We start from the raw sequence: 17727 nt of genomic DNA on the forward strand, positions 1-17727 counted from the left end.
CTAACCTTCTTTAAAAATTTTATAATAAAGCTCTATCTCCGTTTTCACCGAACAACGATTTCTCCAAAATACCCTCTGCATCTTTTCATTTGAAGTATGTGTACTTCCGATGTAATAAGTAGCACCCATTTCCTTTAACATATGTAACGATTGAAGATGCATTTGGGAAGAGATTCCTTTCCCGCGATAATGAGGCATTACCCCAAAGTAAAATAATCGTCCTTCATTTTCCGTTCCAGACTCTATATGCGGTATGGACAAACCAATCGGATCATTTTTATCATAAAAAACAATGCATGACTTCTCCCAGCCTTTACCTAACTCTGTTTGCACTGAATAAAAATGCTCATCAATATTTAAAATTGAAGTTTGGTTTCCTGAGTTCAACATACATTGCTCCCAAATGGATTTAAAATCTTTTGCCGATAAAGTTTCTTCTATTGAACGGTATGTAAATTGTTTTTCAAGTGCCTCTACATCGTCTAACTCTCTACACACTTCTATCTTTGCTGCATGTAAAGAAAAATCCGCATCAAGTAACACCCTCACACTTGAGTTATAACTACTAAACCTTTTATTTAATACAATACTCGCTCTTTTTAACTCCCAGTCAAAACAAATCTCTTCAAATCTACTTATCTTTTCTTTATATGTTTGTACGTTATAAAAGAAATCTTCTTCTATCTCTTCAATCGTTACTGCATTTGGCAAGCCATTTAATACTTTTTTAGAAGGGCCAATTAAATTCTGAATGATTGTAAGATCGCATATCACCACTTCAATTCCCCCACACCTGGCTCAATAAACTTCCCTGAAACGTCCTCATTTGAATCAATTACCCAATCATATATATTTTGCGCTCCTTCAGCCGGAGTCATATTCGCATCAAAGGCACCAATATCAGTCTTTAATTTTCCTGGGTGAATTGCCGTTACACGAATTCCTTTATTCTCAAACTCTTGTTGTAAACAAAGTGTTAGCATATTTTGCGCAGCTTTAGCAATTCGATAGGAATATGAGAACTGACCTTGCGGAAATTCTTTGTTCGCCATTTTATGTAGTGATCCTAACCGAGAGGACATATTTATTATTCTCGGCTGATCCGATTTAGCTAAAGCCACATATGTACCTTTTACAGCTCGAATTACGCCTAAGCAGTGAATATTAAATAAGTCCGTTAACTCTTCTGAATTTGTATGTAAAATCTCAGTCTCCTTTCCAGTAATTCCAGCGTTATTTATAACTAGATCCATATACTCTGTATATCCCTCGAGCTGGTTCTTAATCTGCTCCGTACTCTCATCAAGTGATAAGTCTGCCAATATAGGAAAACATCTACAACTAAACATTTGCTTCAATTGCGTTACCGCAACCTCAGTTCTAACTAACGGATAAACGATATGCCCATTTTCATGAAATACTTTTACTAACTGTAACCCTAACCCGCGATTTCCCCCTGTAATTAGAACTCTCATATATCCATCTCCTTATTTTTAAAATAAATAAGAAAGTCCATCCATTTACCATTCTCTAAAGAAAACGCCTCTCTCTTGCATTCAAGTGAAAAACCTGTTCTTTCCGCAAGACGAACGGATGGCTCATTATCAACATGTATATGTAATTCAATTCTATGGAAATGAAGACTATTAAAAAATAACGATAACGCAGCTTTCACACTTTCAATACCATATCCATTTTTCCAGTATTGATTATGTATGGAATACCCCATCATCGCCCATTGATAGTCCATACGTAAAATTTTTATAAGCTCTAGCTTCCCAATATTAGCCCCATCTTCTTTACGAAAAATACCTAATACATACATCTCATCTCGATTTGCTGCTTCATCAAAACCTCTTATCCATTCCGTGAACCATTCTTTTGTTGATGATGCCATAACTTGATGGCCATCGTCATATTTATACTGCGATGGTAGCCTCTTATGAAATCCATCTAACCAACTTTCATAATCATCATTTTGGAACGGACGGATTATGAGCCTCCCTGTCTCTACTTGTAATAACGGTAGCTTCATTTATATCTCTTCCTTTTATTAATGATTGAATATTCTTTATTATCTTACGCAAAATACAAAATCTAGTAAATTATTATGTTCTTTACAAACAAAAATCCAGTTATGCTTTGTACATAACTGGATTCCTCATCATCTAATCGTTTTTTATTTTACAAGTACACCTTCTCTTAATTCCCTCTTCAACACTTTCCCTAAAGCATTTTTCGGTAATTTGTCCATAAATACAACGTATGGTATTTTATAACTTGCTAGTTTCTCTTTACAATGCCGGATAATTTCTTCTTCCGTTAAAGACGTTTGCATATCTTTTACAATATACGCTGTCGGAATCTCTCCCCAAAAGTCATCTGGAACTCCAACTACTGCAACTTCTAAAACACCATGTATTTCATGAATAACATCTTCTACTTGATCTGGATATACGTTGTCACCACCGCGTATAATAACGTCTTTATATCTTCCCATAATATGCAGGAATCCGTCATCATCTATCATGCCAGCATCGCCCATGTTAAACCAATTATCTTTTACTACCTTTTTTGTCGCCTTTTCATTATTCCAATACCCTTTAAACATGTATGGACTTCTTACATGAATCTCGCCAACTTCATTTGTTGTTAGTTCATCACCTGTTTCTGGATGAACAATTTTTAACTCTACATGTTTCAAAGTTTTCCCTACAGAAGACATCTTTTCTTTTCCCATCATTGGATGCCATGAAGTTACAACCCAACCTTCTGTACTCCCATATCCTTGCACCATATATATTCCTTTTTCCATATATTTTTGAATAAGTGTTTCTGGCACTTTTGTACCACCACTTTGTGCTACTTTAAAAGTTGAAATGTTACGTTCTTTTTTATTTAGCTCCTCAAGCATGTAGCTATAAACAGCTGGGAACGCAAGCATCGTAGTAATTTTCTCTTCTTCAATCTTATCCCAAATAAGAGCAGGATTCGAATCAGCTAAAAAGATCATCGTAACACCATGATAAATACAATTTAAAATAGAAAGCACTCCACTCATATGAAATAATGGATGTACGGATAAAAAGCGCTCACCTGCAGGAATTTCTCTTTGGCCCGCAATCTCAGCAAAATAATGATGTAAGTTTTTATGTCCAATTACGCATGCTTTCGCCTGTCCGGTCGTTCCTGAAGTAAATAAGTAAATCGCATCATCCTCTTCATGAACTTCTACATTCGGTTCTGTCATTGGCTGTTCTTGTAATGTTAATTCAAATGAACCAAATCCTTCTTCAGTCGTTTTAATTACATAAGGAATTTCTTTAACAGCATCAATCTTTAAAGCTTCATGAAATTCTTCATCAATAACTAACACTTTTAATTTTGCTTCTTTTACAATCGTTTCTAATTCAAAAGCGGTAAGCTGATGATTTAGCGGAATACATACAGCTCCAATTTTTAAACTTGCCATCATAACGCTTGGAAACGGATGATTATTTTTGCATAGTATTCCAATACGATCCCCTCTTTGTACACCGTTATGTAGCAAATAGTGTGCAAGCTGATTTACTCGTTCATTATACTGCTGAAACGAATACCTTTTCTCTCCCCCTACAAGCGCTTCCAAATTTGGTGATTGCATTGCTCTTTTTTGTAATAATTTTTGCATCGTTCTCAAGTAAAACTCCCCTTTATATATATTAGGTTTTTTATTTTACCAGATTAACTATTAATTTACTAAAGATTACACTTAGTGAATATAAAATCAATAAAAATAGCCATCTACTTAACAAGTAAATGGCTATTTCCTCTTATATATTAGAATACTCCTTATTCATCACATAGCGCACATACTCCGGTGCACTTTTATTAATCTCTTCATCACTTAATTTATATTCGGCACCATATAAATAAAATGAAGGTATAAATTTCATGTCTGTATATAAGCACGTAGCTTGAAATGGTTTCGTTAACTCATCCATTGTAATTCCGCTATTTTTATAGTCTTTTTCTAATCCACCTATAGAAATAGCTAGACCAAATTCTTTCCCTTTCACTTTATCTCCTTTTGATCCGTACGCAAATCCATATGTTAATACATCGTCAAACCATTTTTTTAATAATGGTGGTGAACTGTACCAATAAAGCGGAAATTGAAATATATATCTGTCATGTTCTACTAATAGCTTTTGCTCTTCCTCAATATTAAACTCCCAATTCGGTGCCGCTTTATATAATTCATGCACCGTTATTTCATCCGAATGTTTCTCAAGTTCTTCGATCCATCTTTTATTAATTTTTGATTTTTCAATATCAGGGTGTGCTACAATTACAAGTGTTCTCATCATCTTCCATCCCCTTTTTAAATTATTCAATCCTTTACGTATTAGTATGAGTGAGTCACATATAATTGAAAAGTACGTACTTTAAAGTGCTATAGGAACCTTAAAGTACCTGTGGAGGTGTTATATGAATCAAAATGAAGACTGCCCAATTGCAACGACACTCGATGTAATCGGCGGAAAATGGAAAGTTCATATTTTATGTGTGTTGATGGATGGAAAAATGCGAACAAACGAAATCCGACGAGAAATCCCAAACATTACGCAAAAAGTTCTAACTCAACAACTTCGCCAACTTGAAGCTGATAGGATTATCCATCGTACTGTATATCAAGAAGTACCACCAAAGGTTGAGTACACAATAAGCGAATACGGGAAATCTTTAATGCAAATTATGGATGAACTATGTGAATGGGGAAAAGATCATCAAATGAAAAGATTACATGACTAAAAGAACATTACCGTCTTTATTAAATCTTCTACATTCATATTAGTAGTTCAATATTTCTACTGAAATTTTATATTAGAGGTACTCCAACAACTCGTAATTTAGAAGCCCAAATCTTTCAAAAGTAAAAAACAATAACATTCATCTACAAATACTCTTTATAACAAAAGTATCCTATACTTTTTACCTTATATTTTATTCGGACACTTTTTATTCATTGAACCGCATCCTAGTTGTTAGACATATAGTCAACAATTTGAGATGTGGTTTTATTATTCGGATAACAGCTCTCATCAACTTTAATAATCATGACTGCAGACAAAATACTTTGCAAAGAGTTCCTGTACAAGGTGATTTTTCACATAGACTTACCAAATAGAATTTTTATAAAAAACTTCTCACATTTAAATTGGACAAGCATATTTTATTGTATGGGGACTCCCTACTCATAGAAAACTACCTTTCTATTCTAAGAGCACACATATTTGTGTGCTCTTAAACTATTTACAATAAAATAAAGAGTTTATTAATTTTCTTAATTCACTACCGGAAAAGTACCCATAATAATATCTTTATATTTATCTATTGTTTTTTGATTTTTATAAAACTATATTATTTTGGAGTTGGTTAATACGTTACAAAAAACTGACCGTGTAATCATTATGGTCCCTCCATTTTCACAAGTGTTTGTTACATTTTACTCCTCATCAGGAGAACTCCTTTCATCACAAGTCTTATCTAATACCTCTCCACATCCTGTATCAATGTATGCACTTAATGAAATTGAAAGCGAATTATTTGAAGTCGAGTTACAACCACTACTACTTCATTAAAACTACGAATAGCAGAAAGACCTTTACAACTCCCATATGGAACTACAGTAGTAGCATTTTTAGCAAAAATATCACAAGCAGAAGAAGCTGCCGACACGCTATATAGCTTTAACTACACACTTACTAAGTAAACTTCTCCTAGGAACTTCATTTTGGTTTCCTAGGAAACCAAAATGAAGTATAATTATATATGTACAATAGATAACATTTATAAATCTATTTACAATTTTTCACATTAGCTCTTAAACAATTAAATAAATGGAGGGCATGATATGGACAATTATTATGATGTAGCGGTAGTTGGTGGTGGTCCAGTTGGACTTATGGCAGCATGTGAATTAGCTATCCAAGGCGTAAAAGTTGTTGTTTTAGAGAGAAGATTAGACCGGGTACGAAATTCTAGAGCACTCACACTACACCCCCGCTCCTTAGAATTGATGGCTATGAGAGGTATTGCAGATCGATTTTTAGCTAGAGGAAAGAAATTAAATACAAGTCATTTTGCTGCCTTAGATACAAGATTAAACTTTAAAAATTTAAATACTGATTTTCCGTATACACTTTTTATTCCCCAATCTATTACAGAAGAAATATTAGAAGAACGTGCATTAGAATTAGGTGTAGTCATTAAACGCGGGCATACTGTGAAAGACTTAAAACAATATGAAACATTTGTACAACTAGAAATAGAACAAAGAGAAACAATATATAAAATAGAAGTTCCATATGTAATAGGAGCTGATGGAGCAAGAAGTATAGTTCGTGAGTTATCAAATATACCGTTTAATGGAACAAACACAACAACTACTGCTATATTAGGTGATGTTATTTTAGAAGATATACCAGATACTCCATTTTTATCTACTTCTAATATAAATGGAATATTAATGATGGTACCTATTACAACTGATGTATTTCGTTTTGCAATTGTTGATCCTAAGAATCAGACAATACCTGTTCATGTTGCTGTTACAGAAAAAGAGTTTATAGATAGTATTTATAGTATTACAGGTGAACATCTTCAAATTAAGAGCACAATATGGCTTTCTCGTTTTGGCAATGCAACCAAACTAGCAAATACTTATCAACATAAGCGTGTATTCTTAGCAGGGGATGCAGCACATATTCATTTCCCTGCTGGAGGACAAGGTTTGAATGTAGGTCTACAAGATGCTTTTAATATAGGCTGGAAATTAGGACTCGCAATAAAACAAAAAAAATATGAACGCCTATTAGAAAGTTATCATATTGAAAGACATGCTGTGGGAAAACAATTTTTCAAGGAAGTACAAGCGCAAGAACAATTAATGATAAACTTTTCAAACGCAGGAATGGAATTAAGGGGTTTATTTTCGCACCTACTTACATACCCCGAGATAAATCACGATTTATCTGAAAGAGTAAGTGGCTTAGGAATAATGTATTCATCGATGCACGATACAGAAAGGCATCCATTGATAGGAAAAAGATGTACAAATCTCACTATTTCTTCTCTAAATAAGAAAAGTTATAAACTCTTTGAATTAATGCAGGATGGTAAATTTATCTTATTAATACACCCTTCTTATATAGATAAGATAAATAAAATAAATATTGATTCACACATAAAAGTGATAATAGGAGAAATACAAGATTCCAAGTTAAAAAATATAGATACCGTTTTGATTCGACCGGATGGTCACATAGCCGACATTGAGTATAACAAGGTAAATAACTACGAATAGTCCAGAAAAATGATTATCAATTGTATTAGTGATACAAGATAAATTCACTTTTATAAAACGAAAAGAATCCTATTTATTTAGGACTCTCTTCGTTTTGCCCATCTCACTATTTATAAAAACATATCTACAACGGAAGAAACACTACACTTACAGTTAACTATAAAATCCCGTTCCAAAGGACTACCCAAAACTCCCCACCTACATACTCCCATGATCAAAAATATTTGTCTCTATTTCATATAAAGTATGATAAGCATCCATAAAGATAAAGCACCAAGGATAGCAAGCACTATACGAGTAGATAGTACCCTTACTTCGAAATCGGTTTTCTTGGATGGTTCAGGATATGCAATTACATAAATCCCTTTTAATAGTGCGAGCCATGCAATAAGTGTAATGAGTCCCTGCCAATTAAGTTCCCAAACATTATGTAGAATAACAGTACCTAATCCTAGGAAAATTGATAGAAAGCCATACATAATTCCAAATCCTCTGTCTTCTACCACTAATCTTTTCAGTTCACGTAGTATAGATGGTCGCACAAAAAGTATTCCTGAGATGATAACCGTTATCCACCCCCAAAAAAATCCTAAAAAAAGGCTTACCTCCATTGTTACTCCACTCCTTTCAATTACATTTATATTTCAGTTATTTTCCCTTTAGTATTAGATCTATAGATAAAAAACTAAAAATGTAACTTTGGAGTAAAGTCGTACTCTTTATAAAATATTTCATGTGTACATAAATAATCCTTCACCTTGTTAATTTTAACAAGGTGAAGATCATACAATATTATTAAATAAATAAAATAATCTAACTAAGATGTATAACAAATTAATAACCAGTCTACATACAACTTATGTTAGTAAGAAAATCACATACACTTATACATATTACTTTTGTATAAAATCTTAAAAATTGTAGTCACACAATTACTTTAGCATCCTCTTCTTAATGTCTAGACAATCAGTATTTAAACTAAACATGCTAATATTGATTTTGTGCGATTGTCAGTTACCTCATAATAAATTTCTAATCCTTTCCGAGTACCTGTAACGACTTTAGTAGCTTTTAGTTTAGATAAATGTTGACTAATTGTACTTTGAGGCATTTGTAATGTTTCATACATTGTCGTTACGTTAATAGGACCTTTTGCAAGCATTATTTTTACTAATGATAAACGGACAGGATGTGCTAATACCTTCAATACTTCAGTGATTTCTTCATACATTTCTTTCATATTTTTTCTCCCCTTTTATATAAACATTAATGATATCCATATATATAATTCGAAAGGATATACGATTTTATGTCCGTCATTTTAAAAAAAATAAAAAAATTTTTCCCGAAATTCAAGGAGTGTCTTAACATAACGTCTCACTATCAGTAATGATTAGGAATTTTGTTATGGAAGCGAAGGCTTTATATTACATATTACTTACTAAAACCACTGAAAAAAGAGAGCAGGTAAACTGCCCTCTTATGATGCCTCCTTATGTTCCGTGGAATGTTTAACACTCCCCATTCTCTTTAATTTATTCCACCCTACCGCTACTCCTCGAATTGATGAGAATATAGATTTAATGACAACATAAGTCATAAATTGACGATAAATAAAGCGTTGTAAAATTAACCATGCTAGTGGTTTCGGATTCTCTTCTTCTAATTTAAATGCAAATAAAGATGCGAATAGATCCATTAAAAAAAATACAAAATAAAACCCTAAAACTTTTAGTGGATTACTACTAAATAGCCCCATAATCATTAATATATCTGCTAAAGGAGCAATGAATTGCAAAACATATTGGAATAACCACATGTTAGGCAATGCAATAAACCCTAATGTTTTATGCTGTGAATGAAACAATGCTTTTCGGTGTTTCCAAAGACATTGGAGTGTACCATATGACCAACGATATCGTTGTTTAATGAGACTTTTCACATCTTCAGGTGACTCCGTATAAGCATACGCGCTTTCTTCATATACAATTCTATACCCTTGACGTAAAAATGTAATAGTAAGATCCGTATCTTCTGCTAACGTATCCTCACTTAAATATCCAGATTCAACTACATTCTTTTTACGCCATGCCCCAATAGCTCCTGGAACTACTGTAATACAATTTAACTCATCAAAAGCTCTACGTTCTAAATTAAACCCGGTAATATACTCAACATGTTGCCAAGTAGTTAACAAGTTACGTCTATTACCTACTTTGACATTACCTGAAACTGCTGCAACATTATGATCTTCAAAGTGTCTAACCATTAAAGAAATAGCGTCTTGTGCAATAATTGTATCCGCGTCTAACGTAACAATGATTTCTCCTCGTGAGTGTTGAAACCCTAAATTCATTGCTGATGATTTCCCACCGTTTTCTTTCTGGATTAAACGTACTTTAGGGTGTTTATTAAATGTTTCTTGCATTACTTTTGACGTATCATCTTTCGATCCGTCATCCACAACTATAACTTCAAATTCTTTATAATGACTATCCAAAATTGAGCGAATCGTCTTAGCTATAACCTTTTCTTCGTTATATGCCGCTATGACAACACTAACAAAAGGTTGATAGGACGAATGCGTGCAACGAGATAGCGTTTTTCTTTTCTGCTTCCATGCAAAATAAATTAAGAATAAGAATCGGAAAATACCTAATCCAATAGCAATATAAAAAATAATTGTTAATATATGTTTAAAGTATCCCGCTCCTGAAAAGACAGCTTTATTGTAAAGTAAATATTGCTTTCCTTCAGAAGAAACAGGAGGCATAATTTCATCTCGTTCTTTATTCATTAAATCTGAAATTGTTACAAAACTATATCCATTTTTTTTAAGTTCTTTAATAATAATGGGAAGCGCTTCTACCGTATGGGCACGATTCCCTCCCGCATCATGGAGAAGAATAATATTTCCCTCTCCCTTATAAATGGGAGTAAGAGCACGCTTTACTAATTCATTCGTTGATGGTGTTGCCCAGTCTTCAGGATCAACTTTTTCCGCCACCATTGTATAGTTCATATTTTGTGCACGCAAAATAGGCAATATTTCATTTGATGAATCTGGGTTAGCATCGGCTTCATATGGCGGTCTAAATAAAACCGTAGAATGTCCAGTTATTTCCTGAATTAAACGTTGCGTCGTATTAAGTTCTAATTTTGTTCGTAGTAAAGACGTATCAGCGACGTTAGGATGCTTGAAAGTATGATTGCCAATTTCATGCCCTTCATCGTATATTCTTTTCACAATATTAGGATTTAGTTGCGCGTTTTCACCAAGTACAAAAAAAACAGCGTTTATTTTATTCTCTTTTAATATATCTAAAATTTCCGGTGTATATTTCGGGTCTGGCCCATCATCAAATGTTAATACTACTTGTTTCCCATTCGGTTTTCCATATCGTTGCACTTCGTATGTAGATGGTAATGATCTATATACTTCATCTGTAAGATAACCATCTTTTCCTATTTTAAAATCTCTCAACCCATTTTGTCTTTCATTCTCAATCTGTAAAATTTCACCTTGTCCAGCATAATTCACTTCATCTAAACTAGTAATTTTATGTAATGCATCAGGATTTTTTTGTACCCCAATCGGATTTTTTAAAACCTTCCATATTGTAGGGTCTTCTGCTCCTAATCTCCATAATGCAAACCCTTTAGCATTGTTGTCCATTGCGATTTTCACTTGATTATAGAGAGTAACACTATCTAAGAACCAAGCAGTATGATCTTTCTCTCCTGTTTTATATCTAAAATAAGGATTTCCACTCATGTTATCCCATTGAATTTTCATATTGGAATCATGAGCCATTGCCATAACTTCTGAAAAAGTTAAAGACTTCGCAGGTTTTTTACTATTTACTTCCCAATCATATCCATAGTTACCGAAAGCAACTATAAGTTTATTAGACGGAATATTCAGTTCTTTTAATGTATGTTGGAACCATTTATTTGAAGCAATTGGGCCTGGTTCCCCCGCTCCATAATGCTCATCGTACATCATTACAATCATTCGATCTATTATTTTTGCTAATGCACCATAATCAAAAGCCTTATCATTAGCTGGAACATCTTGTGTAACGAGCAAATCATGTTTATGAAAGACCGTAGTAATTTCTTTTATGAAATTTGTTAAGTTTTCTCTATCGCTTTCAGGTACGGCCTCAAAGTCAATATTAATACCTGAAAACTGATTCTTTTTAACTTCGCTTACTAAATCATTTATAAATTTCGTCTTCACATCATTCGGCGAATTCAGTAACTTATGGATAAGCTCACTATCAGGGCCAGAAGCTTTTTCTGTATAGTTAGTAAGTAACGGCATAATTTTCACATGATTTTTTTTTGCTAGTTTTACAATCTCAGGTTTTATTTCACTTCTAATCGTTAAATCTTCTTTTAAATGATACCATTCTGGTACTAACGTCGTTAATGAATCGATATTTTCTTTTAAAGACGCTGTACTATTTTCATCCCAATTTACATAAAAACCATACACTTCTTTTGGTTGTTTACTATCGTTCATCGAATTCACCAAATTTTTATTACCCTTCATATCGGTATTTGGTTTGAATTCTTCCTTCTTTAACTGCTCGCCACTAAGTTTTTGATTAATTGGTACAAGTTTCGTATCTTGTTTTACAGTAGGATTCATATTTGGAATTTCTGGTGTTGAAAAAATACTTTGAAAGAAAAAATAAAATACAATACTTACGCTAACTATTGAGATACATAGAAACGAGATAAAAGCTATGTTTCTCCTTCCTTTAGGATCATAAAAAATAGGTTTTGATTTACATTTCTCTTGTTGAATGTTTTTCTCCATTATATTTTTCACATACTCCTTCTTAATAGAACTATAGAATAATAAAGTGAAACTTTAATTAGCCCTCACCAATTGGGCATTTATAAGCAGCCCAACTCCCATCTAACTTCTTTGCCCCAGCCAAAATTAGAGATGGGAGTTTTACTGCCCACAATAGCGAGATAAATCCTTTTAGCTTTGAATTGAATCTCTCACTTCCATATTCTATTAATTCTTCTTTTCATTTCCTTGTTGGTGGCCTCTATTTTCTTGTTGAGACCCCCTCCCATTGTTCCCTTGTTGATTTCCATCATTTTCTTTCTGCGATCCTTTTCCATTATCCCCTTGCTGATTTCCATTATTCCCTTGTTGCGATCCTCTTCCGTTGTTCCCTTGCTGATTCCCATTATCTCCTTGTTGCGATCCTCTTCCGTTGTTCCCTTGCTGATTCCCATTATTTTCTTGTTGCAATTCTCTACCATTGTCCCCTTGCTGATTTCCATTATTCCCTTGTTGCGATCCTCTTCCATTATCCCCTTGCTGATTCCCATTATTTCCTTGTTGCGATCCTCTTCCGTTGTTCCCTTGCTGATTCCCATTATTTCCTTGTTGCGACCCTCTTCCGTTATTCTCCTGTTGATTCCCTCTATTTTCTTGCTGAGCTCCTCTACTGTTGTTTCCTTGCTGTTGTCCATTATTTTCTTTTATTTGCCTAGATGGCTGTTCCTCTGTTTTCTTTTGTTCTTCATGCTCTGGCTTCTCATATTTTTTTTCTTTTACAGGAGACCAATTCGGTGATACATCAGGAGATGACTCCGGCTGCGATTGCACCTCTTCTTCGTTTTCCACCCGATTAGACGGCGTGGAAGGAGGCGTAAGCGATTTATTCTTCTCATTCTCTTTCTTTATATAAACACCTGTGCCAATTCCAGCTTTTCTAGCATTTTCTCGTACTTGCATCGTACTATTTTGATATTCGACTGCAATATGTTTTAGCTCATATTCTTTCTTTAATTCTTTCATTATCTTTTCCAACTTTGGTGCTAGTGACTTATCCTTTGCAACAGCTGTTAGCATAACTTGCTTATCATTTGTTAAATACTTATCTTCTTGACTTTGCTTTATAATCGTACGTATTACGTCTTGCAATTGTTTGTTTTCCCATTGCTTCAATTCTTTTAAAATACGCCTTCCATCATCATTACAAGCTTGCAAATCTATAACACGAAAATCTTTTGTTACGCTCACCTCTAAACTTGGATTTATATCCACTGAGACGTAAGCAAATACTTTTTCTTCCGGTTGATTGTAGAAAAATAACAGCACACATAGAAAACAAGCAACAAGTAATGATGCCGGCTTTAAGAAATAAGGGATTGAAAAACGCGATGCTCTTTGTTCTTGTTCTTCAAACGAGATTTCCTCTCCAATCATGCAAGAATCCCCTTTTCTATTACACGTAATAAACTCTCCATTTGGTGTTAAAACAACTACGCTATGTTTTTTTATATCCATCACAATTCCTTTATTCAACATGCTTCCCTCCCCTTATATAATCAAGAATGTATGTATAGTTATTTGCGAAGATAATACACATTGCAATGATATATTTTCTATGTCGCTCCAACGTTTTACGACTTACTCTAACACGTGGTTCAATATGTTTAAGCGGTAATTTTTTCTTTCGGAACAGCTCTTCCATCATTTCCTCTTCTTTTATAATAATCTTCACAATTTCTATTAAGTGCTCACGCGTATCACGATGCTTAGGAGATTCTTTAGCAAGCTCTGAAAATGTGATTTTAAACTCAGCTAGCACACTTTGAAAATGAAGAATTTCCTCCTTACGGTTACTATTTTCCATCTCTTTCATATACTCCGTAAGCGATACTTGCATTTCTAACATTTCCTCTTGCTCATCTTCTTTTAAAAAGACAAGGTTATGCTTAGACTCCTTGCGTATATAGTCAATTACATCTCTTTTTATAAGAAGATCAGCAAACGCTAGAAAAGATTTCCCTTTTTTATATGAATATTGTTCAATTGCTTCATTAAACGCAAACAATCCAATACTATATTCATCATCCTGTTCTGTAATATATCTACGGCAGACAGACGAGATTGATTTTCTAATAAACGGCTGATACTGTACGATAAAAGCTTCCTTATCTTCTCCGTTGTTTTGTATGTTACATACGATATCTTCTATTTTTGGTTTTTTTAAGATCTTCATTACTAAACTCAACACTTGTAATCTCCCAGCCTCCTTCACATAGCAAAATGGTCACTAAACAAGTGACCTTTCAACCACATTTTGTTAGTACTTTTCTTTGAGCTTGTCTTTTTGCTGTTGCTCATATTTTTCGAGATTGACTTTTCTCACCGTTTTCTTAATGATTATTCTGTTCTATTTATACAAAAGCTAAGTCTGCATTTTCATTTAATTTCTTATATTGTTTTGCTTGCTCTTTTTCTATTTTATCTGCAATCTTTAAATAACTCTTCTCTATATTGCTGGTAATTTCAGCCTTTTATTTCGGCTTCCTCATTTAATCTAACAATTTTATAAATACTTCAATGCTGTATCCGATGTGTACTTTTACTTCTATTTGCTTTCTGCACTATACATATTCGAAGGAACAACAAAATTTATGGGGGTCTAAAAATATTTTCTATAAAATAAATATTTGTTTCAAAAATAAAAACCATCAATTTTAAAAAATTAATCAAATTGATGGTTTTCTTTTATTAATTTTTATAACTAACTTGAATCATTTCAATAAGATCGTCAAAATATTAAAGATAATCCTACTGTCGACGTTCAAAAGCAAGACGTACAGCAAAACCCGTTAAGACACTTGCCATAAGGCAACGTTGCACTCGTAGCCACGTTGGGCGTGTGCCAAACCATGTAGCAATTTTACTTGCTGTAAACACAATTAGAAGGTTGACTATAAAACTAACAGTGATTTGCGTAAGGCCTAAAACTGCACCTTGTATAAGCAACGATCCCTTCTCAGGATCTTCAAATTGAGGTAACAGTGACACATACAAAATAGCAATCTTTGGATTTAGAAGGTGAGTCATAAGTCCCATTAGAAATAATTTCCGTGATGACTCATTAGAAATAGTACGAGGTTCCATAATAGATGTAGCACCCGGTTTTATCGAATTCCAGGCAAGCCAAAGCAAGTAAGCAGCACCTGCCCATTTGACTGCTTCGTAGACAGCGGGTACTGCAAGGAATAAAACTGTCAGTCCGAACATTGTTGCGATTATATAAATTACAAATCCAAGCATAATACCCAAGAGAGAAATAAATCCTGTCATACGCCCTTGCGTAATGGAACGAGAAATGAGATAAATCATATTAGGCCCCGGTGAACAAACCATGCTAAGCGAAACAATTGCAAAGGCTAACAAAGTACTAAAGCTGACCATGAATCTTTCCCCTTTATGCTACATAAAACTTCCTATTGTAAATCTTATCATGACTGAGGAAAGAAAAGTTCCATTAAGTAGAGGTTTAAAAGTACCCTAGCCATAGTGATACTACAGCAACTACTAACAAAGCAAAGCAAAACAAAATGTGATATTTCGAATCCCCTTTTGTATATCATCAAAATACTTTTCTATAAATGCAGTGTAAATAGAAAGCATAAGAAGGAGCACAATGAAAGTAAAGGATCCAAATTTATCGTTAAATTTTTCATTAGTAAATGTACTTACATGAAGGAATAGAAAAACCAACGTTACTATGAACAGCTCAAATATCCTTTTTTTATTCAAACCGCCACCACCTTACATTAATTCCCTTTTATTCCATTTTACCAGAACATAATGTGTAGCAGCATATGAATATTTTATTCATATCAAAAAGGCTAACAATTCAAGATTGTTAGCCCCTACTTTCCATATTGGTACCTTTTATCACTTTACTTCCTAACAACTGGAATCCACATTTCACCAAATACTAAACCGTCTCTCTGCCCCATCTCAACCGTTGTATTTGGGCCACCAACATAAGCAAAATCTTTTGCATCTGGTAAAGCTTGACCAAAGGCGATGCCAGTCAGCTTATTACTTAACTCTTCAGCCGTTTTATCTTCCCCTTTCACAACTAAGTATTCTCCCTTTGGAAACTGGATTACTCTAGATGCTTCTTCTATTTGTGCCTCTGTCATAACACCAGCATAATACATCATCTTGTTATTCACCGCTTCACTCACAGAAAAAATGTATTCGTTTGTAGCTAAAGCTTTTAAAGTATCGAGCCTTCCATCTTCTTTAACAGCCGACCAAAAGTCTTCCTTTTCTTTATTGATTCCAGCAAAGTCTGTATAGTCACTCTTAATTTCAGTTCCAATACCTAACACAATAAAGCTATCTTTTTCTTCAATCGTATAATTTTTCATATTCAATACCTGCCTTCTTTTAAAATGAATCAAACGATTTATCTTTTCATCTGATGAGTTTATAATAACTTTAAATCATGTCAAAAAATGATACTGTTTAGGAGACTCCAATGAAAAAAGTTGAACGGATTAATACAATTATGCGGTATATCAACAATCGCTCCCACTTTACCATTTCTGAAATCATACGAGAATTTAACATATCACGGTCGACAGCTATTAGAGACATAAGAGAAATTGAAGCTATGGGCATGCCACTTGTCGCTGAAGTTGGAAGAACTGGTGGATATTTTGTTATGCATAACTCTATCCTGCCCGTTGTTCGCTTTACTGATAATGAAGTCAAAGCTCTTTTTATTGCCTTTATGGCTACAAGAAATCAACAACTTCCCTATTTAAAGAGTCGCCAATCTTTAGCCGAAAAACTACTGGGACTCATCTCAGAAACCCAGCAAGATGACCTTGTTCTTTTAAATCAAATCTTGCTTTTTGAAGGGACTAACCCTCATAATCCCGATCTACTGGAGCTTTCTGACCTCCCCCATCCGATGTTAGAAAAACTCATTCAAACCCTTCTTTCGGATAGACATTTATTGATTACTGTCAAAGAAGAAGAGGCAATCAAGTCTTATCCAATTTACCTATTACACCTTTATCAAGAAAAAAGCCATTGGATTATTGAAGGGTTCGACTTAAAAGAAGAAAAGAAGCTAATGTTTCCTGTCGATGACCTCATCAATATTGAACCGTACACGCCGAAAAAGGTGTTAAATAAGAAAAAGATTTTAGAAAAGCTCAGTAAGAAGGACAAAGCAATTAACCTTGTACTTGAACTTGGTCCGAACGCAATTGCCCAGTACAAAAAATACCACCCTTTCAAAGTTTCTATTTCTTATACAAATCCTTACCAATCTACAGCTATTTTAAAAACATTTATCGCTGTTAACAATTCCGATGAAATGGCAGAGATGACAAATTGGCTATTTTTCTTAGGGAAAGATATTACAATTAGGGAAATGCCTGAAGCAGTATTAGAAGTTTTACAAGAGCGGCTATCCTTATATTGCCCTTGAGCGATAATCCGTTAAACTAAAAATATTGAGTTTAATTCGTTACCAGTTGTCCATATTTTCAACTACCTAGGGAAAACATTGTAT

The 17727-nt window shown here is 33.8% G+C and carries 15 protein-coding genes and 1 pseudogene; 3 read left to right on the forward strand and 13 right to left on the reverse strand.

All coding sequences use genetic code 11. The features are described 5' to 3' along the window. The 5 genes from RBB48_RS12100 to RBB48_RS12120 form a co-directional block, all read right to left on the reverse strand. Positions 1-774, reverse strand: coding sequence for a GNAT family N-acetyltransferase (locus RBB48_RS12100; protein WP_306007761.1), 774 nt, complete (start codon positions 772-774; stop codon positions 1-3). Beyond that, a complete protein-coding gene (locus RBB48_RS12105) occupies positions 771-1475 on the reverse strand; it encodes an SDR family NAD(P)-dependent oxidoreductase (RefSeq protein WP_088064081.1) in 705 nt (234 codons plus the stop codon). The genes RBB48_RS12100 and RBB48_RS12105 overlap by 4 nt, the downstream gene beginning before the upstream one ends. Beyond that, positions 1472-2035 (reverse strand): GNAT family N-acetyltransferase, encoded by a 564-nt coding sequence (locus RBB48_RS12110; RefSeq protein WP_088609552.1) that lies wholly within the window; start codon positions 2033-2035, stop codon positions 1472-1474. Before RBB48_RS12110 ends, RBB48_RS12105 begins: the two co-directional genes overlap by 4 nt. A gap of 144 nt (positions 2036-2179) precedes the next feature. Further along, on the reverse strand, positions 2180-3679 hold the full coding sequence (locus tag RBB48_RS12115) for a class I adenylate-forming enzyme family protein (RefSeq protein ID WP_106382893.1): 1500 nt from the start codon (positions 3677-3679) through the stop codon (positions 2180-2182). Between the two features lie 133 nt (positions 3680-3812). After that, the gene (locus RBB48_RS12120; RefSeq protein WP_141499217.1) at positions 3813-4346 is read right to left on the reverse strand and encodes an NAD(P)H-dependent oxidoreductase; all 534 of its coding nucleotides are present in this window, start codon (positions 4344-4346) and stop codon (positions 3813-3815) included. Positions 4347-4470: 124 nt separating this feature from the next. Between RBB48_RS12120 and RBB48_RS12125 the strand changes: the two genes are divergently transcribed. Together RBB48_RS12125 and RBB48_RS12130 are read left to right on the forward strand one after the other, a co-directional pair. After that, complete coding sequence (locus RBB48_RS12125) at positions 4471-4794, forward strand: winged helix-turn-helix transcriptional regulator (RefSeq protein WP_001072997.1); 324 nt, start codon at positions 4471-4473, stop codon at positions 4792-4794. 1102 nt (positions 4795-5896) lie between these two features. After that, positions 5897-7348 carry an FAD-dependent oxidoreductase gene (locus RBB48_RS12130; RefSeq protein WP_306007694.1) on the forward strand — a complete coding sequence of 484 codons (1452 nt, stop codon included), beginning with the start codon at positions 5897-5899 and terminating at the stop codon, positions 7346-7348. Between the two features lie 230 nt (positions 7349-7578). On the opposite strand, the gene RBB48_RS12135 is transcribed toward RBB48_RS12130, so the two are convergent. The 8 genes and pseudogenes from RBB48_RS12135 to RBB48_RS12170 form a co-directional block, all read right to left on the reverse strand. Further along, complete coding sequence (locus RBB48_RS12135) at positions 7579-7959, reverse strand: hypothetical protein (protein ID WP_097889810.1); 381 nt, start codon at positions 7957-7959, stop codon at positions 7579-7581. Positions 7960-8321: 362 nt separating this feature from the next. Then, positions 8322-8588, reverse strand: coding sequence for an ArsR/SmtB family transcription factor (locus tag RBB48_RS12140; RefSeq protein WP_002167922.1), 267 nt, complete (start codon positions 8586-8588; stop codon positions 8322-8324). A 240-nt stretch (positions 8589-8828) separates the two neighbouring features. Continuing rightward, positions 8829-12176, reverse strand: coding sequence for a trifunctional glycoside hydrolase family 18/polysaccharide deacetylase/glycosyltransferase family 2 protein (locus RBB48_RS12145; RefSeq protein ID WP_097889809.1), 3348 nt, complete (start codon positions 12174-12176; stop codon positions 8829-8831). Between the two features lie 207 nt (positions 12177-12383). Then, positions 12384-13691 carry an anti-sigma factor domain-containing protein gene (locus RBB48_RS12150; protein ID WP_306007695.1) on the reverse strand — a complete coding sequence of 436 codons (1308 nt, stop codon included), beginning with the start codon at positions 13689-13691 and terminating at the stop codon, positions 12384-12386. Next, positions 13681-14403: an RNA polymerase sigma factor SigI gene (gene sigI, locus RBB48_RS12155; protein WP_097889807.1), complete on the reverse strand. Its 723-nt coding sequence runs from the start codon at positions 14401-14403 to the stop codon at positions 13681-13683. The genes RBB48_RS12150 and sigI overlap by 11 nt, the downstream gene beginning before the upstream one ends. A gap of 560 nt (positions 14404-14963) precedes the next feature. Beyond that, complete coding sequence (locus tag RBB48_RS12160) at positions 14964-15596, reverse strand: LysE family translocator (protein WP_097889806.1); 633 nt, start codon at positions 15594-15596, stop codon at positions 14964-14966. Positions 15597-15681: 85 nt separating this feature from the next. Further along, positions 15682-15944: pseudogene (locus RBB48_RS12165) on the reverse strand (DUF3963 domain-containing protein). A gap of 146 nt (positions 15945-16090) precedes the next feature. Further along, a complete protein-coding gene (locus RBB48_RS12170; RefSeq protein ID WP_097889805.1) occupies positions 16091-16570 on the reverse strand; it encodes a GyrI-like domain-containing protein in 480 nt (159 codons plus the stop codon). Positions 16571-16680: 110 nt separating this feature from the next. Here RBB48_RS12170 and RBB48_RS12175 point away from each other — a divergent pair, with 110 nt between their 5' ends. Then, positions 16681-17643, forward strand: coding sequence for a helix-turn-helix transcriptional regulator (locus RBB48_RS12175; RefSeq protein ID WP_097889804.1), 963 nt, complete (start codon positions 16681-16683; stop codon positions 17641-17643). Positions 17644-17727 lie beyond the last annotated feature (84 nt).

The sequence above is a fragment of the Bacillus sp. MMSF_3353 genome (genome assembly GCF_030733445.1).
Lineage (GTDB): Bacteria > Bacillota > Bacilli > Bacillales > Bacillaceae_G > Bacillus_A > Bacillus_A wiedmannii.